This window comes from Halorubrum sp. LN27, from assembly GCF_016635065.1.
Classification (GTDB): Archaea; Halobacteriota; Halobacteria; order Halobacteriales; family Haloferacaceae; genus Halorubrum; species Halorubrum salipaludis.
On sequence record NZ_JAEPET010000001.1, the window covers coordinates 2,399,844 to 2,414,108 of the forward strand.

General features: G+C 59.2%; 13 protein-coding genes and 1 tRNA gene. 6 read left to right on the forward strand and 8 right to left on the reverse strand.

The genetic code is table 11. From position 1 onward, the window contains the following. Positions 1 to 25: 25 nt before the first annotated feature. A complete protein-coding gene (locus tag JIN95_RS11665; RefSeq protein ID WP_095636004.1) occupies positions 26 to 619 on the reverse strand; it encodes a HalX domain-containing protein in 594 nt (197 codons plus the stop codon). Positions 620 to 772: 153 nt separating this feature from the next. Beyond that, positions 773 to 2,260: an IMP dehydrogenase gene (gene guaB, locus JIN95_RS11670; protein WP_095636003.1), complete on the reverse strand. Its 1,488-nt coding sequence runs from the start codon at positions 2,258 to 2,260 to the stop codon at positions 773 to 775. A 653-nt stretch (positions 2,261 to 2,913) separates the two neighbouring features. Between guaB and JIN95_RS11675 the strand changes: the two genes are divergently transcribed. The 4 genes from JIN95_RS11675 to JIN95_RS11690 all read left to right on the forward strand — a co-directional run bounded on the left by JIN95_RS11675 (position 2,914) and on the right by JIN95_RS11690 (position 5,527). Next, positions 2,914 to 3,942: a DUF5794 domain-containing protein gene (locus JIN95_RS11675; RefSeq protein ID WP_200531559.1), complete on the forward strand. Its 1,029-nt coding sequence runs from the start codon at positions 2,914 to 2,916 to the stop codon at positions 3,940 to 3,942. Positions 3,943 to 4,038: 96 nt separating this feature from the next. Continuing rightward, positions 4,039 to 4,266: a DUF5795 family protein gene (locus tag JIN95_RS11680; protein ID WP_095635999.1), complete on the forward strand. Its 228-nt coding sequence runs from the start codon at positions 4,039 to 4,041 to the stop codon at positions 4,264 to 4,266. 139 nt (positions 4,267 to 4,405) lie between these two features. After that, positions 4,406 to 4,580: transfer RNA gene (locus tag JIN95_RS11685), tRNA-Trp, on the forward strand. 338 nt (positions 4,581 to 4,918) lie between these two features. Further along, positions 4,919 to 5,527, forward strand: coding sequence for a TATA-box-binding protein C (locus tag JIN95_RS11690; protein WP_200531560.1), 609 nt, complete (start codon positions 4,919 to 4,921; stop codon positions 5,525 to 5,527). A gap of 4 nt (positions 5,528 to 5,531) precedes the next feature. On the opposite strand, the gene JIN95_RS11695 is transcribed toward JIN95_RS11690, so the two are convergent. Both JIN95_RS11695 and JIN95_RS11700 read right to left on the reverse strand, forming a co-directional pair. After that, positions 5,532 to 7,448 carry a hypothetical protein gene (locus tag JIN95_RS11695; RefSeq protein ID WP_200531561.1) on the reverse strand — a complete coding sequence of 639 codons (1,917 nt, stop codon included), beginning with the start codon at positions 7,446 to 7,448 and terminating at the stop codon, positions 5,532 to 5,534. Between the two features lie 40 nt (positions 7,449 to 7,488). Next, positions 7,489 to 7,806: a helix-turn-helix domain-containing protein gene (locus tag JIN95_RS11700; RefSeq protein WP_200531562.1), complete on the reverse strand. Its 318-nt coding sequence runs from the start codon at positions 7,804 to 7,806 to the stop codon at positions 7,489 to 7,491. Positions 7,807 to 7,871: 65 nt separating this feature from the next. Between JIN95_RS11700 and JIN95_RS11705 the strand changes: the two genes are divergently transcribed. After that, positions 7,872 to 8,048 (forward strand): hypothetical protein, encoded by a 177-nt coding sequence (locus JIN95_RS11705; protein ID WP_200531563.1) that lies wholly within the window; start codon positions 7,872 to 7,874, stop codon positions 8,046 to 8,048. 18 nt (positions 8,049 to 8,066) lie between these two features. Further along, positions 8,067 to 9,863, forward strand: coding sequence for a DNA methyltransferase (locus JIN95_RS11710; protein ID WP_200531564.1), 1,797 nt, complete (start codon positions 8,067 to 8,069; stop codon positions 9,861 to 9,863). 43 nt (positions 9,864 to 9,906) lie between these two features. Here JIN95_RS11710 and JIN95_RS11715 read toward each other — a convergent pair whose 3' ends face one another. From JIN95_RS11715 to JIN95_RS11730, 4 genes are read right to left on the reverse strand one after another with little or no spacing between them, the layout of a single operon-like run. Beyond that, the gene (locus JIN95_RS11715; RefSeq protein WP_200531565.1) at positions 9,907 to 10,101 is read right to left on the reverse strand and encodes a hypothetical protein; all 195 of its coding nucleotides are present in this window, start codon (positions 10,099 to 10,101) and stop codon (positions 9,907 to 9,909) included. 4 nt (positions 10,102 to 10,105) lie between these two features. Then, entirely contained in the window at positions 10,106 to 10,891 is a 786-nt protein-coding gene (locus tag JIN95_RS11720; RefSeq protein ID WP_200531566.1) for a hypothetical protein, read from the reverse strand. Positions 10,892 to 10,900: 9 nt separating this feature from the next. Beyond that, positions 10,901 to 11,755: a DUF6610 family protein gene (locus tag JIN95_RS11725; protein ID WP_200531567.1), complete on the reverse strand. Its 855-nt coding sequence runs from the start codon at positions 11,753 to 11,755 to the stop codon at positions 10,901 to 10,903. An 18-nt stretch (positions 11,756 to 11,773) separates the two neighbouring features. Continuing rightward, positions 11,774 to 14,254, reverse strand: a complete 2,481-nt coding sequence (locus JIN95_RS11730) for a DNA-directed DNA polymerase (RefSeq protein ID WP_200531568.1) — start codon at positions 14,252 to 14,254, stop codon at positions 11,774 to 11,776. Between the last annotated feature and the right edge of the window lie 11 nt (positions 14,255 to 14,265).

The window sequence follows — 14,265 nt, forward strand, 5'->3', positions numbered from 1 at the left end:
CACCGGCCGAAGCTCGGCGTCGCCGTCACTCCTCGGCGTCGGTGTCGAACTCCTGAAACAGCTTCTCGAAGTCGTCGTCGTCCTCGGTCACCGCCTCCAGCGACTGGTCGGCGCGAGACCGGAGCTCAGCGATCCGGTCGGTGAGCCGCTGGTACTCCTCGTGGTCCGCGAGCTCGGTCGCGCTCTTCTCGGTCTCCAGCATCGCCTTCTTCGAGGTCAGCGAGAACAGCTCCTGCATCTCGGTGTCGTACTCGCCGCGGCGAAGCAGTCCCTCGACCGTATCGCGGAGGGTGTCGCTGGTGACCGGCTTCACGAGGTAGTCGTCGAAGCCCATCTTCAGGATGTCGAAGTCGGGTTCGACCGCGGTCACCATGGCGACGCGGCAGTCGATGCCGCGCTCGCGGACCGCGGCGAGGACCTCGTCACCGGACAGCCCCGGCATCCGTCGGTCCAGCAGGATCGCGTCGACCCCGTCGTCGGCCTCGTCGAGCTCGTCTAACGCCTCCTGGCCGCCGTACGCGGTCCGGACGCGATACTCGTCGCCGAGCCACGCGGCGTACAGGTCGGCCAGGTCTGGCTCGTCCTCCACCACGAGGACCAGCGGCGGTTGCTCACTCATGGATTCTCGGAGCGACGACGTGTTCGCTCACACGTTTCGTCTCTGCGCGGACTATATTAAAATACCTCTTCGGGTCCGAGTCACCGGTTTCGGGATCGGGAGTCAGTCGCCCCGGACGCGGTTCGCGCCGTCGAGCCGGGCGCTACCGCCGCGTCACTCGTTCGGACTGTAGTTGGGCGCCTCGTCGGTGATCATCACGTCGTGCGGGTGGCTCTCGCTCTGTCCGGCGCTGGAGACGCGGACGAACTCGGCGCGCTCGTGGAGCTCCGGGACCGTCTCGGCGCCGACATATCCCATCCCGGAGCAGATGCCGCCCGTGAGCTGGTGGAGCTCGGAGGCGAGGCTCCCCTTGTACGGGGTCGCGGCCTCGACGCCCTCCGGAACGAACTCCTCGTCTTCGTCCTCCTCCTTGAGGTAGCGGTCGCCGCCGCCCGACTTCATCGCGCCGACCGACCCCATCCCGCGGTACTGCTTGTACTTTTTCCCCTGCATCGTGATGACGCGGCCGGGCGCCTCGTCGGTGCCGGCGAAGTACGAGCCGAGCATGACCGCGTTCGCGCCCGCGGCGAGCGCCTTGATCGCGTCGCCGGAGTAGCGGATACCGCCGTCGGCGATCACGGGCACGCCGTGTTCGGCGGCCACGTCGGCCACCTGCGAGACGGCGGTCATCTGGGGCATCCCCGCGCCGCTCACCACGCGCGTGGTGCAGATCGATCCCGGGCCGATGCCGACCTTGAGGCCGTCCGCGAAGTCGACGGCGGCCTCGGCGGCCTCGCGCGTCCCGACGTTACCGACGACCACGTCGGCGTCGACGGTCTCTTTGATCGCCCGCGCCGAGTCGAGCACGTTGAGGTTGTGGGCGTGCGCGCAGTCGATGAAGATCACGTCGACGTCGGCCTCGTCGGCCGCGACGGCGCGCTCCTCCTCGAAGGGACCCACCGCCACGCCGGCGAGCAGGCGACCGTCCTCGTCGCGGGCGGCCTCCTCGTGCTCGCGGCGCTGGAGGATCCCCTGCATCGTGACGAGCCCGACGAGCCGGTCGGCGTCGTCCACGATCGGGACGCGCTCGATCTTGTGGTCGTACATCAGCTCGAGCGCCTCGCGGGCGTCGACGTCCTCGGGCGCGGTGATGACCTCGTCGGTCATCGCCTCGCTGACGGCGTCGTCCTCGCCGACCTCGAGGTAGGGACGGATGTCGGTGCCCGAGATGATCCCCAGGACCGCGTCGTCCTCGTCGACGACCGGGGCGCCGGAGACGCCCTGCCGCTCCATCACGGCGTCGGCCTCGCGGACCGTGTCGTCGGGCGAGACGGTCACGACGTTCTCGCGTCGGATGACCAGCTCGTGGGCGCGTTTGACGCGCTCGACCTCCGCGGCCGTCTCCTCGACGGTCATGTTGCGGTGGAGGACGCCGAGCCCGCCCTCGCGGGCCATCGCGATCGCGAGGTCGCTCTCGGTCACCGTGTCCATCGCCGCCGAGAGGACTGGAACCGTGAGTTCGACGTTCTTCGAGACGCGCGCGGAGAGGTCCGCGTCGTCGGGCTCCACGCGGCTCTCCTTGGGCTTTAACAGCACGTCGTCGAACGTCAACGCTTCAGGGACGTCGAGTTTCGCCGAGAATCGGTCGGAGTCTGTCGCCATATAAACCGTCGTGAGTCGCCGATAAAAAGCGTTGCGAGTCAGCACAGACGTGCACGTCGTTGTCATCCAGATCCACGTAATATGCAATTTCGTGGATCGATATTGGAGGGGTGGTAGGCCTCTCACTAATTCCAGCGGCCGGGCGGCCGTCGGTTCGACCGCGGATTGGTCGCCGACAGGCGAACAGACGGGACAGAATCGATCGATTTGGCAGCTATTCCCCGATTATATGCGTCGGGATCGTCGTTCGTGGTCCACGCACCGACTCGTGAAACGATCGTACACGTATCGATCGCCGCGATCGGCGTAACCTCCGATGAATCGTCAGTCGCGTCGCCGTTGCGTCGACGCATCGAAGACTTACACAGATATCGTACATCGATCTCTCGTTCCGTGCGGGCACGTCTCACACAACCTTTAACGCAACCGAAATAGATATATGAAGTATGGACTCCGACAGTCCCGTGAACGCGCGCATCGCCGGCCAGCCGATTCTCAACCTCGGCGCCCGCTTTACAGCCGGCAATCCGCGCAAACGCTTTACATGGGCTCGTCGGGCCGCTCGCGGATTCGACTCCGTACGCCGGGCCCTCGGCTATCGCGGGTCGTCCGCTTCCTACCGTGTACCCGTCGGTCAGGGTCATCGCCCCTGAATGAGCGTCTCACGTCACCCGATCGCCCTCCGACTGGAACAGCAGGTCGGGAGCGCGACGAAGCTGCTCGCGACGGTGATGGTGCTGCCGCTCGTCGACGGGATCTTCCCCGCCTTAGTCGTCGCCGGCGTCCTGACGACCGCGACGGGCGTGATCGAGACGGGGATCCTCATCTTCGGCGGCTCAGCGACCGCCGCGGTGATCCTCGCGGAGATGGACGGCAGCCGCCGGCAGATGGCCGGCTCCGTGCTGCTTATCGGTGCGATCATCATCCCCCTCGCGGCGCTGGAGGCCGCCTTCGCGCCCACGTTCAGGGGATTCCTGAACCTCCCGGTCTTCGAGCGCTTCGCCGGGCTGGTGATCCTCACGATCGCCGCCAAGACCGCGAGCTCGGAGATCGGCGAGTACCTGCCGAGCCCCGGCGTCATCATCTCGCTCGGGCTCGTCGCCAGCTTCGAGCCGTCCGGGTTCGTGCTCCGGACCTCTCCGGAGTACGTGCTCAACGGCGCCGCGGCGGCCGGCGTCGGCGTCGCGTTCGCGCTGGCGATCGCGCTGCTGTCGCCGCACCTCCGCGGCCGCGTGGACATCGACCGCTTCCGGTTCGGCTCCGCCGTCGCGCTGGGCGTGCTCGCGCTGCCGATCCTGCTCGGCCCCTTCGATCTCATGCAGACCGAGGCGCCCATCGCGCTGGCGGTGCTGGCCGTGACGACCCTGTTCGCTTACGACCCGAACGCCGGGCCGGCGGACGGTTCCGCCGGCGATGCCCCCGACGACCCCGACGACGCCGCCGAGACCGCCGCCGACGGCGCGGACGAGGCCCCCGACGGGTCGGACGCCGACGGCGACGCCTCCGACGAGGGTCGCGTTGACCCGACCGAACCCCCGCTCGACGCGCCGACCGCACCCGGTCCCATCGTCGACGACGACGTGGCGGTGATCGCCAACGGCGGCGACCCCTCGACCGCGAGCGACGACGGGGACGGCACGGACCCCTTCGCGGACGACGACTCGCGCGCGCCGTGGCTGTAGGCGTCGACTGACTCCGAGAGCCGGACGCGGTCGACGGGAACGGTTCCGCGCCCCGCGTGTCGCCGGGGTTTAGGTGCTCGACGGCGAACGGCGGGTATGTCCAATCGCGTCGTGCAGGGGCGGATGGTGACGCCCGAGAAGCTCGCGGAGCTGGTCGAGGGCGAGTCTATCCTCGAGGCCGAATCGATCGCGGACGCCGACCGCGACTGTCCGGAATGCGGCGGCGACGTCATCTCCGTCGGCTACATGCCGAGCGTCACCGAGTTCGTCACCGGCTACAAGTGCCAGGAGTGCGACTGGAGCGCAGACGACCGGGAGGAGTGACCCCGCGGCGTCGTCGCGCGCGCTCTCGTCTCGTTTCGCTCCGTTTCGCTCCGTCGCGCTCGGCCGTCCCGTCGCCCGATCGATCGCGATCGAAACCCCTTTATCCGCGTTTCGGCAACCAACGCTTACGAGATAGCGCGGGGCTGTGGCCAAGCCAGGCATGGCGACTGACTCCAGAGGCTTGCGCCCGGGACGACACTCCAGACTGATATACCGAGCGGCCGACTGATCATCGGTCGTGTTGACGACCCTCTGGAGTTCCGAGGCGCACCGGAGATATCAGTCGATCGGGGGTTCAAATCCCTCCGGCCCCACTATCCCGTTCTTCAAACGCTCTAATGGGTGAACACAGGCATTTCAGCGGTTGCCTTAAAAAGTGTTTCGAGGTAATCAGAGAAGGTACTCAACCCCGAATCGACTGTCGGGGACTGCCGTGTTACGAAAATCCGGTACGCGGGTAGCGGTTGTGTTTGCCGGTAGGGGGCTGAGCCGTTAACGACGCCGTGGCTCGGACTGAATAAGGGTGCGAAAACAGAGAGGTTCGGTGTGCGGCGGGAACTGCGTCTCTCGAACGGTAGTCTTCTAAGGCTGTGTGAATACTGTTCAGCCAATATGGCAGGTTATCTATCGGTAATGAGGACGGAGGCATCATATGAGCCGTGATTCAGAAGTAGAATCTAATCCAGATATCGACATAGCAAACATCGTTGCCTCGGGGAAACTGAACCTCGAATTAGACTTACCGGCAGTTGCCGAAGACCTCCGCAAACTGGATATAATCGAGGATGTGGAACACAACCGAGGACACGGGAATCGCCTCCTAATTCACTTCATAGACGGTGATTCTCTCGGGATTCTTGTGCCATCAGGTGTCTATATGTTTACGGGAGCAGACACCTATGGGGAAGTGAATAGAGCCAAAGAACAACTTTTCAGCGCCCTTGCGGCGTTAGGGATTATTTCTGGTACAGATGTGGAGGAGTCCGAAGTAGTCGATGAATTTCAGATTCAGAACGTCGTCTGTACCGCTGAGTTAGGTGACCACCCTAATCTAAATCTTAATGCTCTTGCTATTGGGTTGGGGCTGGAGAATACCGAATATGAACCAGAGCAATTTCCCGGCCTAATCTTCCGACCGAGCAGTAACAGTTGCACGATTCTAATATTTGCATCTGGAAAAGTCGTCATCACGGGAGTTAGAGATGAGGAAACGGCCCAAACCGAGTTTGTCGAACTCCGCGAGAAACTGGAGTCTTTTTAGTTGGTCAGAAGTCCGTGGCGCTTGCCTGCCTCTGCTCCGCCCGCACGTCTTCGGGGAGTTCCCTCATATACGGCTCCATTAATTGGGCGACAGACGCGGGAACCGCATATTTGCTCCCTTGGTTAACCAGAATCCCTCCATCGGTGCCCTTCGTCCCATCAGCCATCGAGTTCAGAATCTTTGTGGGTGCCCGCATATCGAGCAAGCCACCGATATCCGATGAGGTCGGTGCTGTTGCCCAATTGACCTCGTCTTCCCCGCTTGCGGGTATGTTTTCTCCGCTCTCCGAATATTCCGTCTGGTTTCGGACGCACCTGTATATTCGGCGTTTCTTCTCTGTGTCCGATTCTATTTTGAAGAGGTACTTCTCAAACGTCTGCCGGACTCCTGCAAGTTCCTCTTCTTTTTCTCCTTCTGCTTCCTTCATCGTCGGGAAAGCACGAAGGAATATTGGTCGGGAAATTGCATCGTAGACCAACACCTCAATTGCTACATCCTGTAGGTAGTCAAGCGGGTCTCCTCCATACACCCCCTCGACATATCTGTTATCTCGACTCTCGTTATATTTCTCCGCGAGGTCGCGGGCAAAGGATAGCAACTCCTCGTCTGCCTTTTCTCGCTCACCACTCAACAACATTGAGCGGAACTCAGCGAGCCGTTTCGTTAATTCGTCTCTCTCAAGAATCATATCCGCCATCGCCATCGCGTTGTTACTACCCTCTTCAGACATCTCGAAGACCTTGTTCTCTCGTTCTGCAATTGAGAAGCCGAGCCAAAGGTCATCCGCCTCGTTCTCGCTGATAATATCTCTAAGGGAGCGCGGAGAATCAAACGCATCAAGTGAACCCTCTTTTCCCACAGCCTCCAGCGACCCGCTGTAAATCGTGTTTAGGTAAACGTCGCCATAGAGGAACGAGAGGTGGAAGGAAATCGTTTCATCACTATCGGGAGAAACAGGAACCTCAAATTCGAGTTTAAGATTGTCGGAGTCGAGGCTGATATTATGAAGGTCTTTGGTCAGGTCTCTCGGTAGTTCCTCCTCAAACTGCTCTATGAGTCTACGGCTCGTTCCTTGCTGGGGGTCTTCTTCCCATCGTGCAGGTGTACGCTTCTCGTTGAACAGAATCCCGATATGGAAATGGATATCGTCAATGCCGACCTCATTCAGTAACTCGGTTAGAGTATACGAATCTGCCGCAACACCGTATTTCTGTTCGAGTTCGTCCGAAACCGTTACAACATCATTCGATTTTGTGAGTTCACGGACTAACGCCTTCGGTTTCCGCATTAGCGACGGTCTTGCAGTCGTCCCACCACTAACTACGCTCGTCCGGTGTTCCCCAAAGACGAGTATCCCGTCTTCCTCAAGAAATAGAGTGGCGTCAGAGTTCGCTTGTTTGTTATTCTTAGCGAGATTTAGTGTAACTGAATCCAGACTCGATAACTGGTCTTCTTCATCATCAGTCAATGTTTCGCGGGTATAGTCCAGCGATTTCCAGCAGAGTTCCGGCTCAAGAAGATATTGGGTTAGGTTGCCGAGGTTTCGGTCTACGTCAAGCCGGTGAGTATCTTCTTCAGCGGCTATCACTTTCTCGAAAAACTTTCCCTTGATAGCGTCAAATGACCGAGTGAAATACTCGGCAACCGTGAAGAGACCGCCGTATACAGCGGGAAGCGTGTCGCTGGGATTCTCTTCCGCCAGTTGGCGTGCCCGTTGAACACCACCTACGCTCTGGTTGGTTAACTTATCTCCTCCGTCACCGTCACCGTCATCGTCATCGTCTTGTTTCTCGTGTTCTTGAAACGTAGCCAGCGGAAGTTTTCGGACTGTCGTGTTTACTGTCTGCTTTAGTATAACCTCGCCTTCATTGAGTTCCTCATCATCGTGAATAGAGATGATTTTGCGGTCAAAATGGTTCATAATCGAGAACAACACTACGGGCCGTATAAATATGGGTGGCTCAGTCGCGGCTCCGTCCCTCCATCAACTGTGTAATGAGGTCGTCTAAATCCTCATCATCAATCTCCTTAGCGACCTGTTCCGTATGAGGACTTTCGAGAAGTGTTACAAAAGCAGTCCGTGTTTTATCTCTTATCCGCGCGACCGCATTATTGACCGTACCACGAGCCACTCCTCTTTCCTCAGCAATTTCTTTGTGGCTCATCTCTGGATGCTCGATTAGATAGTGAATAACTTCGAGTTCTGTTTCACTAAAGGACGAATCCACATCCGCGTTCTTTGGCACAGGTGGATGATGGAGGATTAAGCCGATAATCATATGTGTTGCGTATTTTGCAACACAGTTAAATGGGGCGGGGTAATAGGGTCTACTGGGAATAGAAAATGGGCGACGAAATAGAGTCATATGGAGAGTTTCAGACAGAACTCTCTGAGTTGCTTCAGAGAGCGCAGGAAACTGGGCTGGATAATGCCCTACTCGCCGGTATCCTTCTGGATTACCGCGACCACATCAAGATGAAAGGGGATGCTCCCGAAGTTCCAGCAGGTATTAAACGATGACGCAGGAAGGGGTTACTAATGACTGAGGAGGCTTCAAGTACGGGAGTCGGTTCTATTTACACCCAATACGGCGATGTGAGGATGACAAAGGAGGGTAATCTCGTATTCCCAGATTTCCGCTTCCAAGAAAATCCGGGTATGAGCGAGTCACCGGAAAAAATCGGATACCCTCTTGGAGAGGTTCCGAAGGGAGAGGGCGTTACCTACGCATTTGATGGCGAACCCGAGGAATATCCCGAGATGGATTTCCGAGACCTCGCCAACAGTCTGGATGACGGGAGGAGCATCCCTAACACCACATATCTAACTCACTCTATCCACAAGCACCCGGCTATCTTCATACCACATATTCCGAGTTACATCATTCGTCAATTCACAACTGAGCAAACCGAAGACGGGGAAAGGCCGCTTGTTCTTGACCCCTTCTCGGGAAGTGGTACTACAGGGCTGGAAGCAAAAATCAACGGTAGAGACTATTTGGGGATTGAGATAAACCCTCTTTCCCGCTTGGTCTCAGAAGTTGCCACGTCCCCTATCCCACCAAGTTCTCTGGAGAACGCGGAAGAAGAGTTTCTTCGACTGCTTGAGCAGACCGAGGAACGAGTATATGAAGAATATGATGCAGAGTTCCTTGATAGGACGGGAAAGGAGCATTGGTTCGAGCCGGTCGCCATCCGAGACCTTTCCCGAATCAGGAAGGCACTTGCTGACTTCATAGCAGAGGACTTCGACGCTCTCGCTGGCCTTAATGAAGATGAACAGGCGGCTCTCGATGACCTTGGAATAGGTTCAGACGAAATCAAGTCACGTCTAAACCGCTGGTTGACGCTGATGATTGCGAATACGGTCTTTGAGGTTTCTAACGCCGACCCCGGTATCTCCAAGGCCTACAAATCGAAGAAGATGCGGCGGAAGATTGAGGAGGGAGACCACCCCCCTGATGTGCTTGAAACGCACGCGGAACAACTGAACGAAGCGCGAGGAAAACTCGTTGAGTTATGGAACGAAATCTACGATACGGACTACAGCGGTGGAACCATCCAGCAGACCATTCAGAGGTTTGGGTCGGAAGACCAAGAGGGTGACTTAGCAAACAACGCCGCACACAGAGCCGAGGTCGATATTCGGCTGGGTGATGCCCGAACATTCGATATCCCAGAGTACCGCGAAGAGGTAGACCTCGCTGTTACTTCACCTCCGTATATCAACGCGATGAACTACTACAGGGGGTCGAAACTCCGTCTCTTCTGGATATACGACTTCCTTGAAGAAGATGAAAAGTTCGACGCGAAGGAACTCCGTCAGTCCATCATCGGAACTAACTCCGTGTCGATGAGCAAGGTGGACAGAAACCTCCCAGCAACGCTTCGAGACCTCTGGAACGGGACAGACGAGGAATACGAACAGACGCGGTTACCGAATCTGGATTCGGACATACAAGCAATTCACAACCTCGACCACAACGAGGCCGAGCGCAAAGCGTATGTGACGTGGAAATTCTTCGGAGACGGGATGCTCAAGAACTTGGCCCGAGTCTATGAACACCTGAAACCGGGAGCCTACTACTTCTTCGTCATCGGTGAGAACACTATTGGCGAGCGGCTTATCCATAGTCACAAATACGTTGCCGATATCGCACAGAACCTCGGTAAATTCGAGGGGCACGGTGGGGACTTTGAAGAAGACGAGGGCTTCCGATTAGTCGGCTCTGCGTGGGACAGCATCACCAATCGTGACCTGTTCAAGAGCAGGAAGCACGAAGGAGGCGTTATCGAGTGTGAGTGGGCAACAATCCTTCAAAAGCCGAAGGAATAATCTCGATATAATATCGCCTTTTTCTATTCGATTGTTGAGAGTCTTACAGGGCCACCCGCTCTGGGGTCGCTGGCATCCTCGATTCGAGGTGGGCAGTCTCCGAGACCGGGAACTTCATCACGAGCGTCAACTGGAGGCAGGTGTACCAGTTGAGGCCGTACTTGTCCGCATACGGCGGGAACCCGCTGTATTCGACTTCGATGCTAACTTCTGGGTCGGGTAGATGATTTTCTGTCATACGATTAGTCGCGCTCAGGAATGTTTCGAGAGCCGCGCTTGTGTTGCCACATCTCGTTCCGGTACGCCGACTCCCGGCTCCCCAGAATCGTCTTCGTCTTCTGGAGGGCCGCCTGCTCGTCCTCGTTCATCTCCTTCACGACCGCGTCCGAGATGATACCGTCACGCTTGAACGGGATTGCCTGAATCAGCGGGGTTCCCGCCGGAATAACACCCGAGAACTCGGGGTCAGACCAGATGAACGGGAAGTTGATGTGGTTGTAGTAGGTGTCGCAATCGACAACGCCCGAGAACACCTGAAAGCGGGTCTCGATACGGTTGAACGGCTTGGTGAACAGCACCGAATAGCCGTCGGGGACGTTGATGGCCCAGAAGTTGTGGAACTTCATAATCGGGGCCGGGAACGTCGGGAACTCGTCTCCCCCGACCTGCCCGTGGCTGTGGTTGCTAATCAGGTCGCGGTCGAAGCCCCATTGGTAGTCCACGTTCCCCTCTCCGTTCGAGTTGAACTGGACTTCCCCAGCGAGGGGGATAATCCAGCCCATCGAGAGGGCATCGAGAAACGGAGCGCACCGCTTTACGGTTGACTGCTTGATGCCGTCGCCCATCCTGCCTTCGAGGTTCTTGTACCACTCTGGGAGAACCTTGTTAGCCGGAATCGGCTCGGGGATGGCCCCGTAGAGTTCCGGCTCCGTGGCGAACTCGATGGTCGGGTCGTCTGTGTCGAGGGCCTTGAGAGAGGCCGCGTCTTTCACTTTCTCGATGCTTCCGAATAGGTCAAATGCTGTCATTAGGTCTGGTTAGTCCGCATACATTTCGTACATACGAGACGGCGCTTCCTCTCCCGGCCCCCAACAATCGGCGTCGGGGTGGGAGTCGTAGAAGGTCTCTTCGTAGTCGTGCTGTTCGTTCCGGGCGCGGGGCGACCACACCGAGCGGTCAGGATTCAGGGCAAACCTCAGGTTGCTATACGAACGCCGGACGCACTCGTAGTAGTCCGACCGCTCACCGGGTAGTTTCGTCCAGCCGTAGCCGTCGAAGTAGCCCATCCAGTTCGCCGCCGTAAGGGGACTTGTGGTGTCGGCGCTCTCGACGGGGACGCCGTACTTCCGGGCCTGCGCCTGCTTCACCGGGGAGCCACCGAGTAAGTGGACTTCAGGGCAGTCACGGTAGGCCGTCCACGGGTGCGGACTCGGGCCGTACCGTTCTTGGCAGGGAAGGCCGACCCGATAGCGAGCCGGAACGTCGCGGGGGTGGTGGAGTTTCGGGACGACGATAACGGTCTCCGCGTACTCTTTGAGGTCGGCGGCCCGGTCGAGAACCCACCCCCAACCCGGACTGTTCTCGTCGTCGTCCGGGGCGACCGCGTACTTCGGCTTCTCCGCTTTCACGGTCTTGTAGTGCTGTTCCCAAGCGCCCTGTACGTCGGGAACGGTCTGCTTCTTCAACTTCGAGAACGGCCAGTCCACGAAGTCCACGTCGAACCGCTCCGGGGGCCGGTAGTTCATCGACTCGTAACCGATGAGCGCCCCGACCCGCCACGCCGCTTCGGTAGCGTCGGCGGAACCTCGGGCTGTGAAGACTACGTCGCGTTCCCGCTGGTTTGAGGTCGGTACAGATGTATCTCCTACGGGTAGTTTCTGCTGGGTACTCATTTGGGTCTGGTTAGGTGGTTAGAAGAACGCGCCGAGGCCGGTCTGTAACTGCCCTTCCACGGCGGCTTCAACGTCAATGCCGACCGCGTCGAGGACGGGGCCGAGCGGGTTGATGATTAACGTCTGGGTCATACGTCCCACGTCCGGCGTCAGGCCGGTGTCCTCGACCTGCTCGGCGTCCTCGTAGGCGATGCGGTCTATCTTCTCACCCAGCGCATCAACGTAAGTGGGCATAATGTAGCACCGCATCGGCTTGCTCCCCTTCGAGAACTCCGTGCCGAGGAGTTCGTTCGAGTTCATCGCGGCCTCGACGTGAGCCGTCGGGGAGTCGTACTCGTTGAACTCCTTGCCGATGCCGCCGGGGATGCCGATGTTCTCCCAGTCGGGGTCGTCGGGGTCGAGCGAGGTTCCCGCCTGATAGACGTAGTTGGCTATCTCGTTGTTGTCCTTGTCGTGGAGGATGGCCTTGATGACCTTCTTCTCGGTGTCCCGAGTGAGGCGGGAAGCATCCGACCGCTTTGCGGCAGACCCCTTGATGGATATATCGTACTGGTCGAGGGAGTCGGAGAAGTCCATCCCCTCCTTCCACGAGGCCGCGTGGGCGTACTTCTTCTTGCGGCCCCATTGGAAGAACCGGGGCGCGAACATCTCAATCTCAATCTCCCAGAGGTTATCCTCGGCGGGGACGCCCATCGTCTCCGCGAGGGCCGGGTAGACCTCGTTGTTCAGGGTGTCGCAAATCTCCTGTGCGGCTTCGAGGCAGGACTCCTGCCGCATATTCCTCGGGAATCTGATATAGTTGCTGTCCGTGTCGCCATATATCACATCCGCGATAGTTTCTTCGTTGACGTAGCGGGCGGTCTCCTTGAGAACCGCCTGCCCGGCGAGGGTGATAGCCTCTGCTGTCTTGCGGTCGTAGAGGAAGAACTTAGACCAAGCCAAAACGCCGTAGATTGAGTTGGTGATTGTCTTACTAACCTGATACATTTCTGCGTATCTTTCCTCTTCATCTGAACCCGGTTCCGCCTCCCGCTTGAGGCGCTTGTAGGTCATCTTGAGGTCAAGGGCGTCGTCAACGATTTGCCGGAAGAGGCCATCCCGCTCCAGCGAGAACGCCTGCCCGTTCGGAGCGACCGCGACCTTCCCGAGTTCCGGCTCCGTCGCGCCGAGTTTCACCTCGGGCGACGTGTTCAGCATCTTCATCGTCGCCGGGTACAGGCTCGCCAAGTCAATTCCGACGACGTTGGTGGCCTTCCCGGTGTACGGCTCAACAACAAAGCCCCCTTCGTAGTCTTCTGCGTTCGAGTGGGTCTTCGTCGGGCCGACCTCGCCGCGCTCGTCCAGTTTGCGGCGAACCATCATCTCGATGAACTGGAAGTTCTCTCGGGTGTCCTCGAAGTCCACGCCGACCATCTTTCGCAGGGAGTCGCGGAAGGAGACCACACCGGCCTCCTCGTCAATCCCGGCGGTGAGGCGAACGTCCCGAGCGTTGTAGTTCATCAACTTCTCGGGGTTGTCCCGCCACATCTCGAAGTACCCTTCCTCGTGGGCCAGTTTCGACGCGCCCAGTTCTTCGCCCGCCACGTAGTCGAGCGAGTAGGAGCGGAGTTCGCCCCACGAGTTCTTCTTGTAGGCGTGGAGCAGGTCGTAGACCGTCCGGCCCAGAATCTTCGGGTCGCCGCGCCGGGTGACGTGGGCGTTCCCCTCGGGGGAGAGCCGGGAGGGGTGCGCCGAGACCTTCTTCATCCGCTCGATGGTGTACGGCCCGTCGAAGGGAGCGTTCCACGCGGTGAGCAGGTCGGGGTTGCGCTCTTCGACCCACTCCCCGAAGTTGATGAGCATAACGCGCTCGTCGGGGAAGTAGTGGAGACGGTCAAGTTCCTCCGGCTTGCCGTTCGGGAAGCAGGTCTCGGAGGGCCTTCCCGCCGTGTCGAAGAAGCCGACGTACTCCCCCTCGTAGGAGTCGTAGGCGACCAGCGAGGTGATACGCTTCTCGCCCGGCTCGGGGAACGAGCCACGGTCGTCGGTCTCAATGTCGAACACGACCACCCGAGGCCGGGGGTCGTTCTCGACGGGGGCCTCGATGGCCTCGACCTCGTCCAGAGTGACCTCTTCGGCGGGAACGCGAATCCACGCCTTCACATCGCGGTCGATTCGGACGCGCTGGGTGGGGTTTACGTCGGCCTCGAAGGTCTTGCCGTGGAACTCCTTTTTCGCGTCCCGAACGTCTCCGGGGGTGGTGACGTAGACGCAGGCGACCTCTTCACCGAAGAAGCCGGTGCGGTCAACGTCAAAGTCGAACTCCCGAATCCCGCACTCTCCGAGGAGTTCGTTCTTCCGCTCACGGGCCTCAGCGGCCTCCACGTAGAAGTAGGGCCGGAAGTCCGTGATGGTCACCGTGTGTCGCTCCTCGTCGGCGTCGCGCCCGTAGAGGCGGAGCGTGAAGGAGTCGTCGTGGTTCTCGATACAGGCGGTGTTGGTGACGAGTATTTCGAGCATTTGGGTCTGGT

What these genes read in the sequence shown, in the direction of transcription:
- JIN95_RS11665 (WP_095636004.1), bottom strand. Translation starts at nt 619, where the DNA reads ATGAGTGAGCAACCGCCGCTGGTCCTCGTGGTGGAGGACGAGCCAGAC.
- guaB (WP_095636003.1), bottom strand. Translation starts at nt 2,260, where the DNA reads ATGGCGACAGACTCCGACCGATTCTCGGCGAAACTCGACGTCCCTGAA.
- JIN95_RS11675 (WP_200531559.1), top strand. Translation starts at nt 2,914, where the DNA reads ATGAGCGTCTCACGTCACCCGATCGCCCTCCGACTGGAACAGCAGGTC.
- JIN95_RS11680 (WP_095635999.1), top strand. Translation starts at nt 4,039, where the DNA reads ATGTCCAATCGCGTCGTGCAGGGGCGGATGGTGACGCCCGAGAAGCTC.
- JIN95_RS11690 (WP_200531560.1), top strand. Translation starts at nt 4,919, where the DNA reads ATGAGCCGTGATTCAGAAGTAGAATCTAATCCAGATATCGACATAGCA.
- JIN95_RS11695 (WP_200531561.1), bottom strand. Translation starts at nt 7,448, where the DNA reads ATGAACCATTTTGACCGCAAAATCATCTCTATTCACGATGATGAGGAA.
- JIN95_RS11700 (WP_200531562.1), bottom strand. Translation starts at nt 7,806, where the DNA reads ATGATTATCGGCTTAATCCTCCATCATCCACCTGTGCCAAAGAACGCG.
- JIN95_RS11705 (WP_200531563.1), top strand. Translation starts at nt 7,872, where the DNA reads ATGGGCGACGAAATAGAGTCATATGGAGAGTTTCAGACAGAACTCTCT.
- JIN95_RS11710 (WP_200531564.1), top strand. Translation starts at nt 8,067, where the DNA reads ATGACTGAGGAGGCTTCAAGTACGGGAGTCGGTTCTATTTACACCCAA.
- JIN95_RS11715 (WP_200531565.1), bottom strand. Translation starts at nt 10,101, where the DNA reads ATGACAGAAAATCATCTACCCGACCCAGAAGTTAGCATCGAAGTCGAA.
- JIN95_RS11720 (WP_200531566.1), bottom strand. Translation starts at nt 10,891, where the DNA reads ATGACAGCATTTGACCTATTCGGAAGCATCGAGAAAGTGAAAGACGCG.
- JIN95_RS11725 (WP_200531567.1), bottom strand. Translation starts at nt 11,755, where the DNA reads ATGAGTACCCAGCAGAAACTACCCGTAGGAGATACATCTGTACCGACC.
- JIN95_RS11730 (WP_200531568.1), bottom strand. Translation starts at nt 14,254, where the DNA reads ATGCTCGAAATACTCGTCACCAACACCGCCTGTATCGAGAACCACGAC.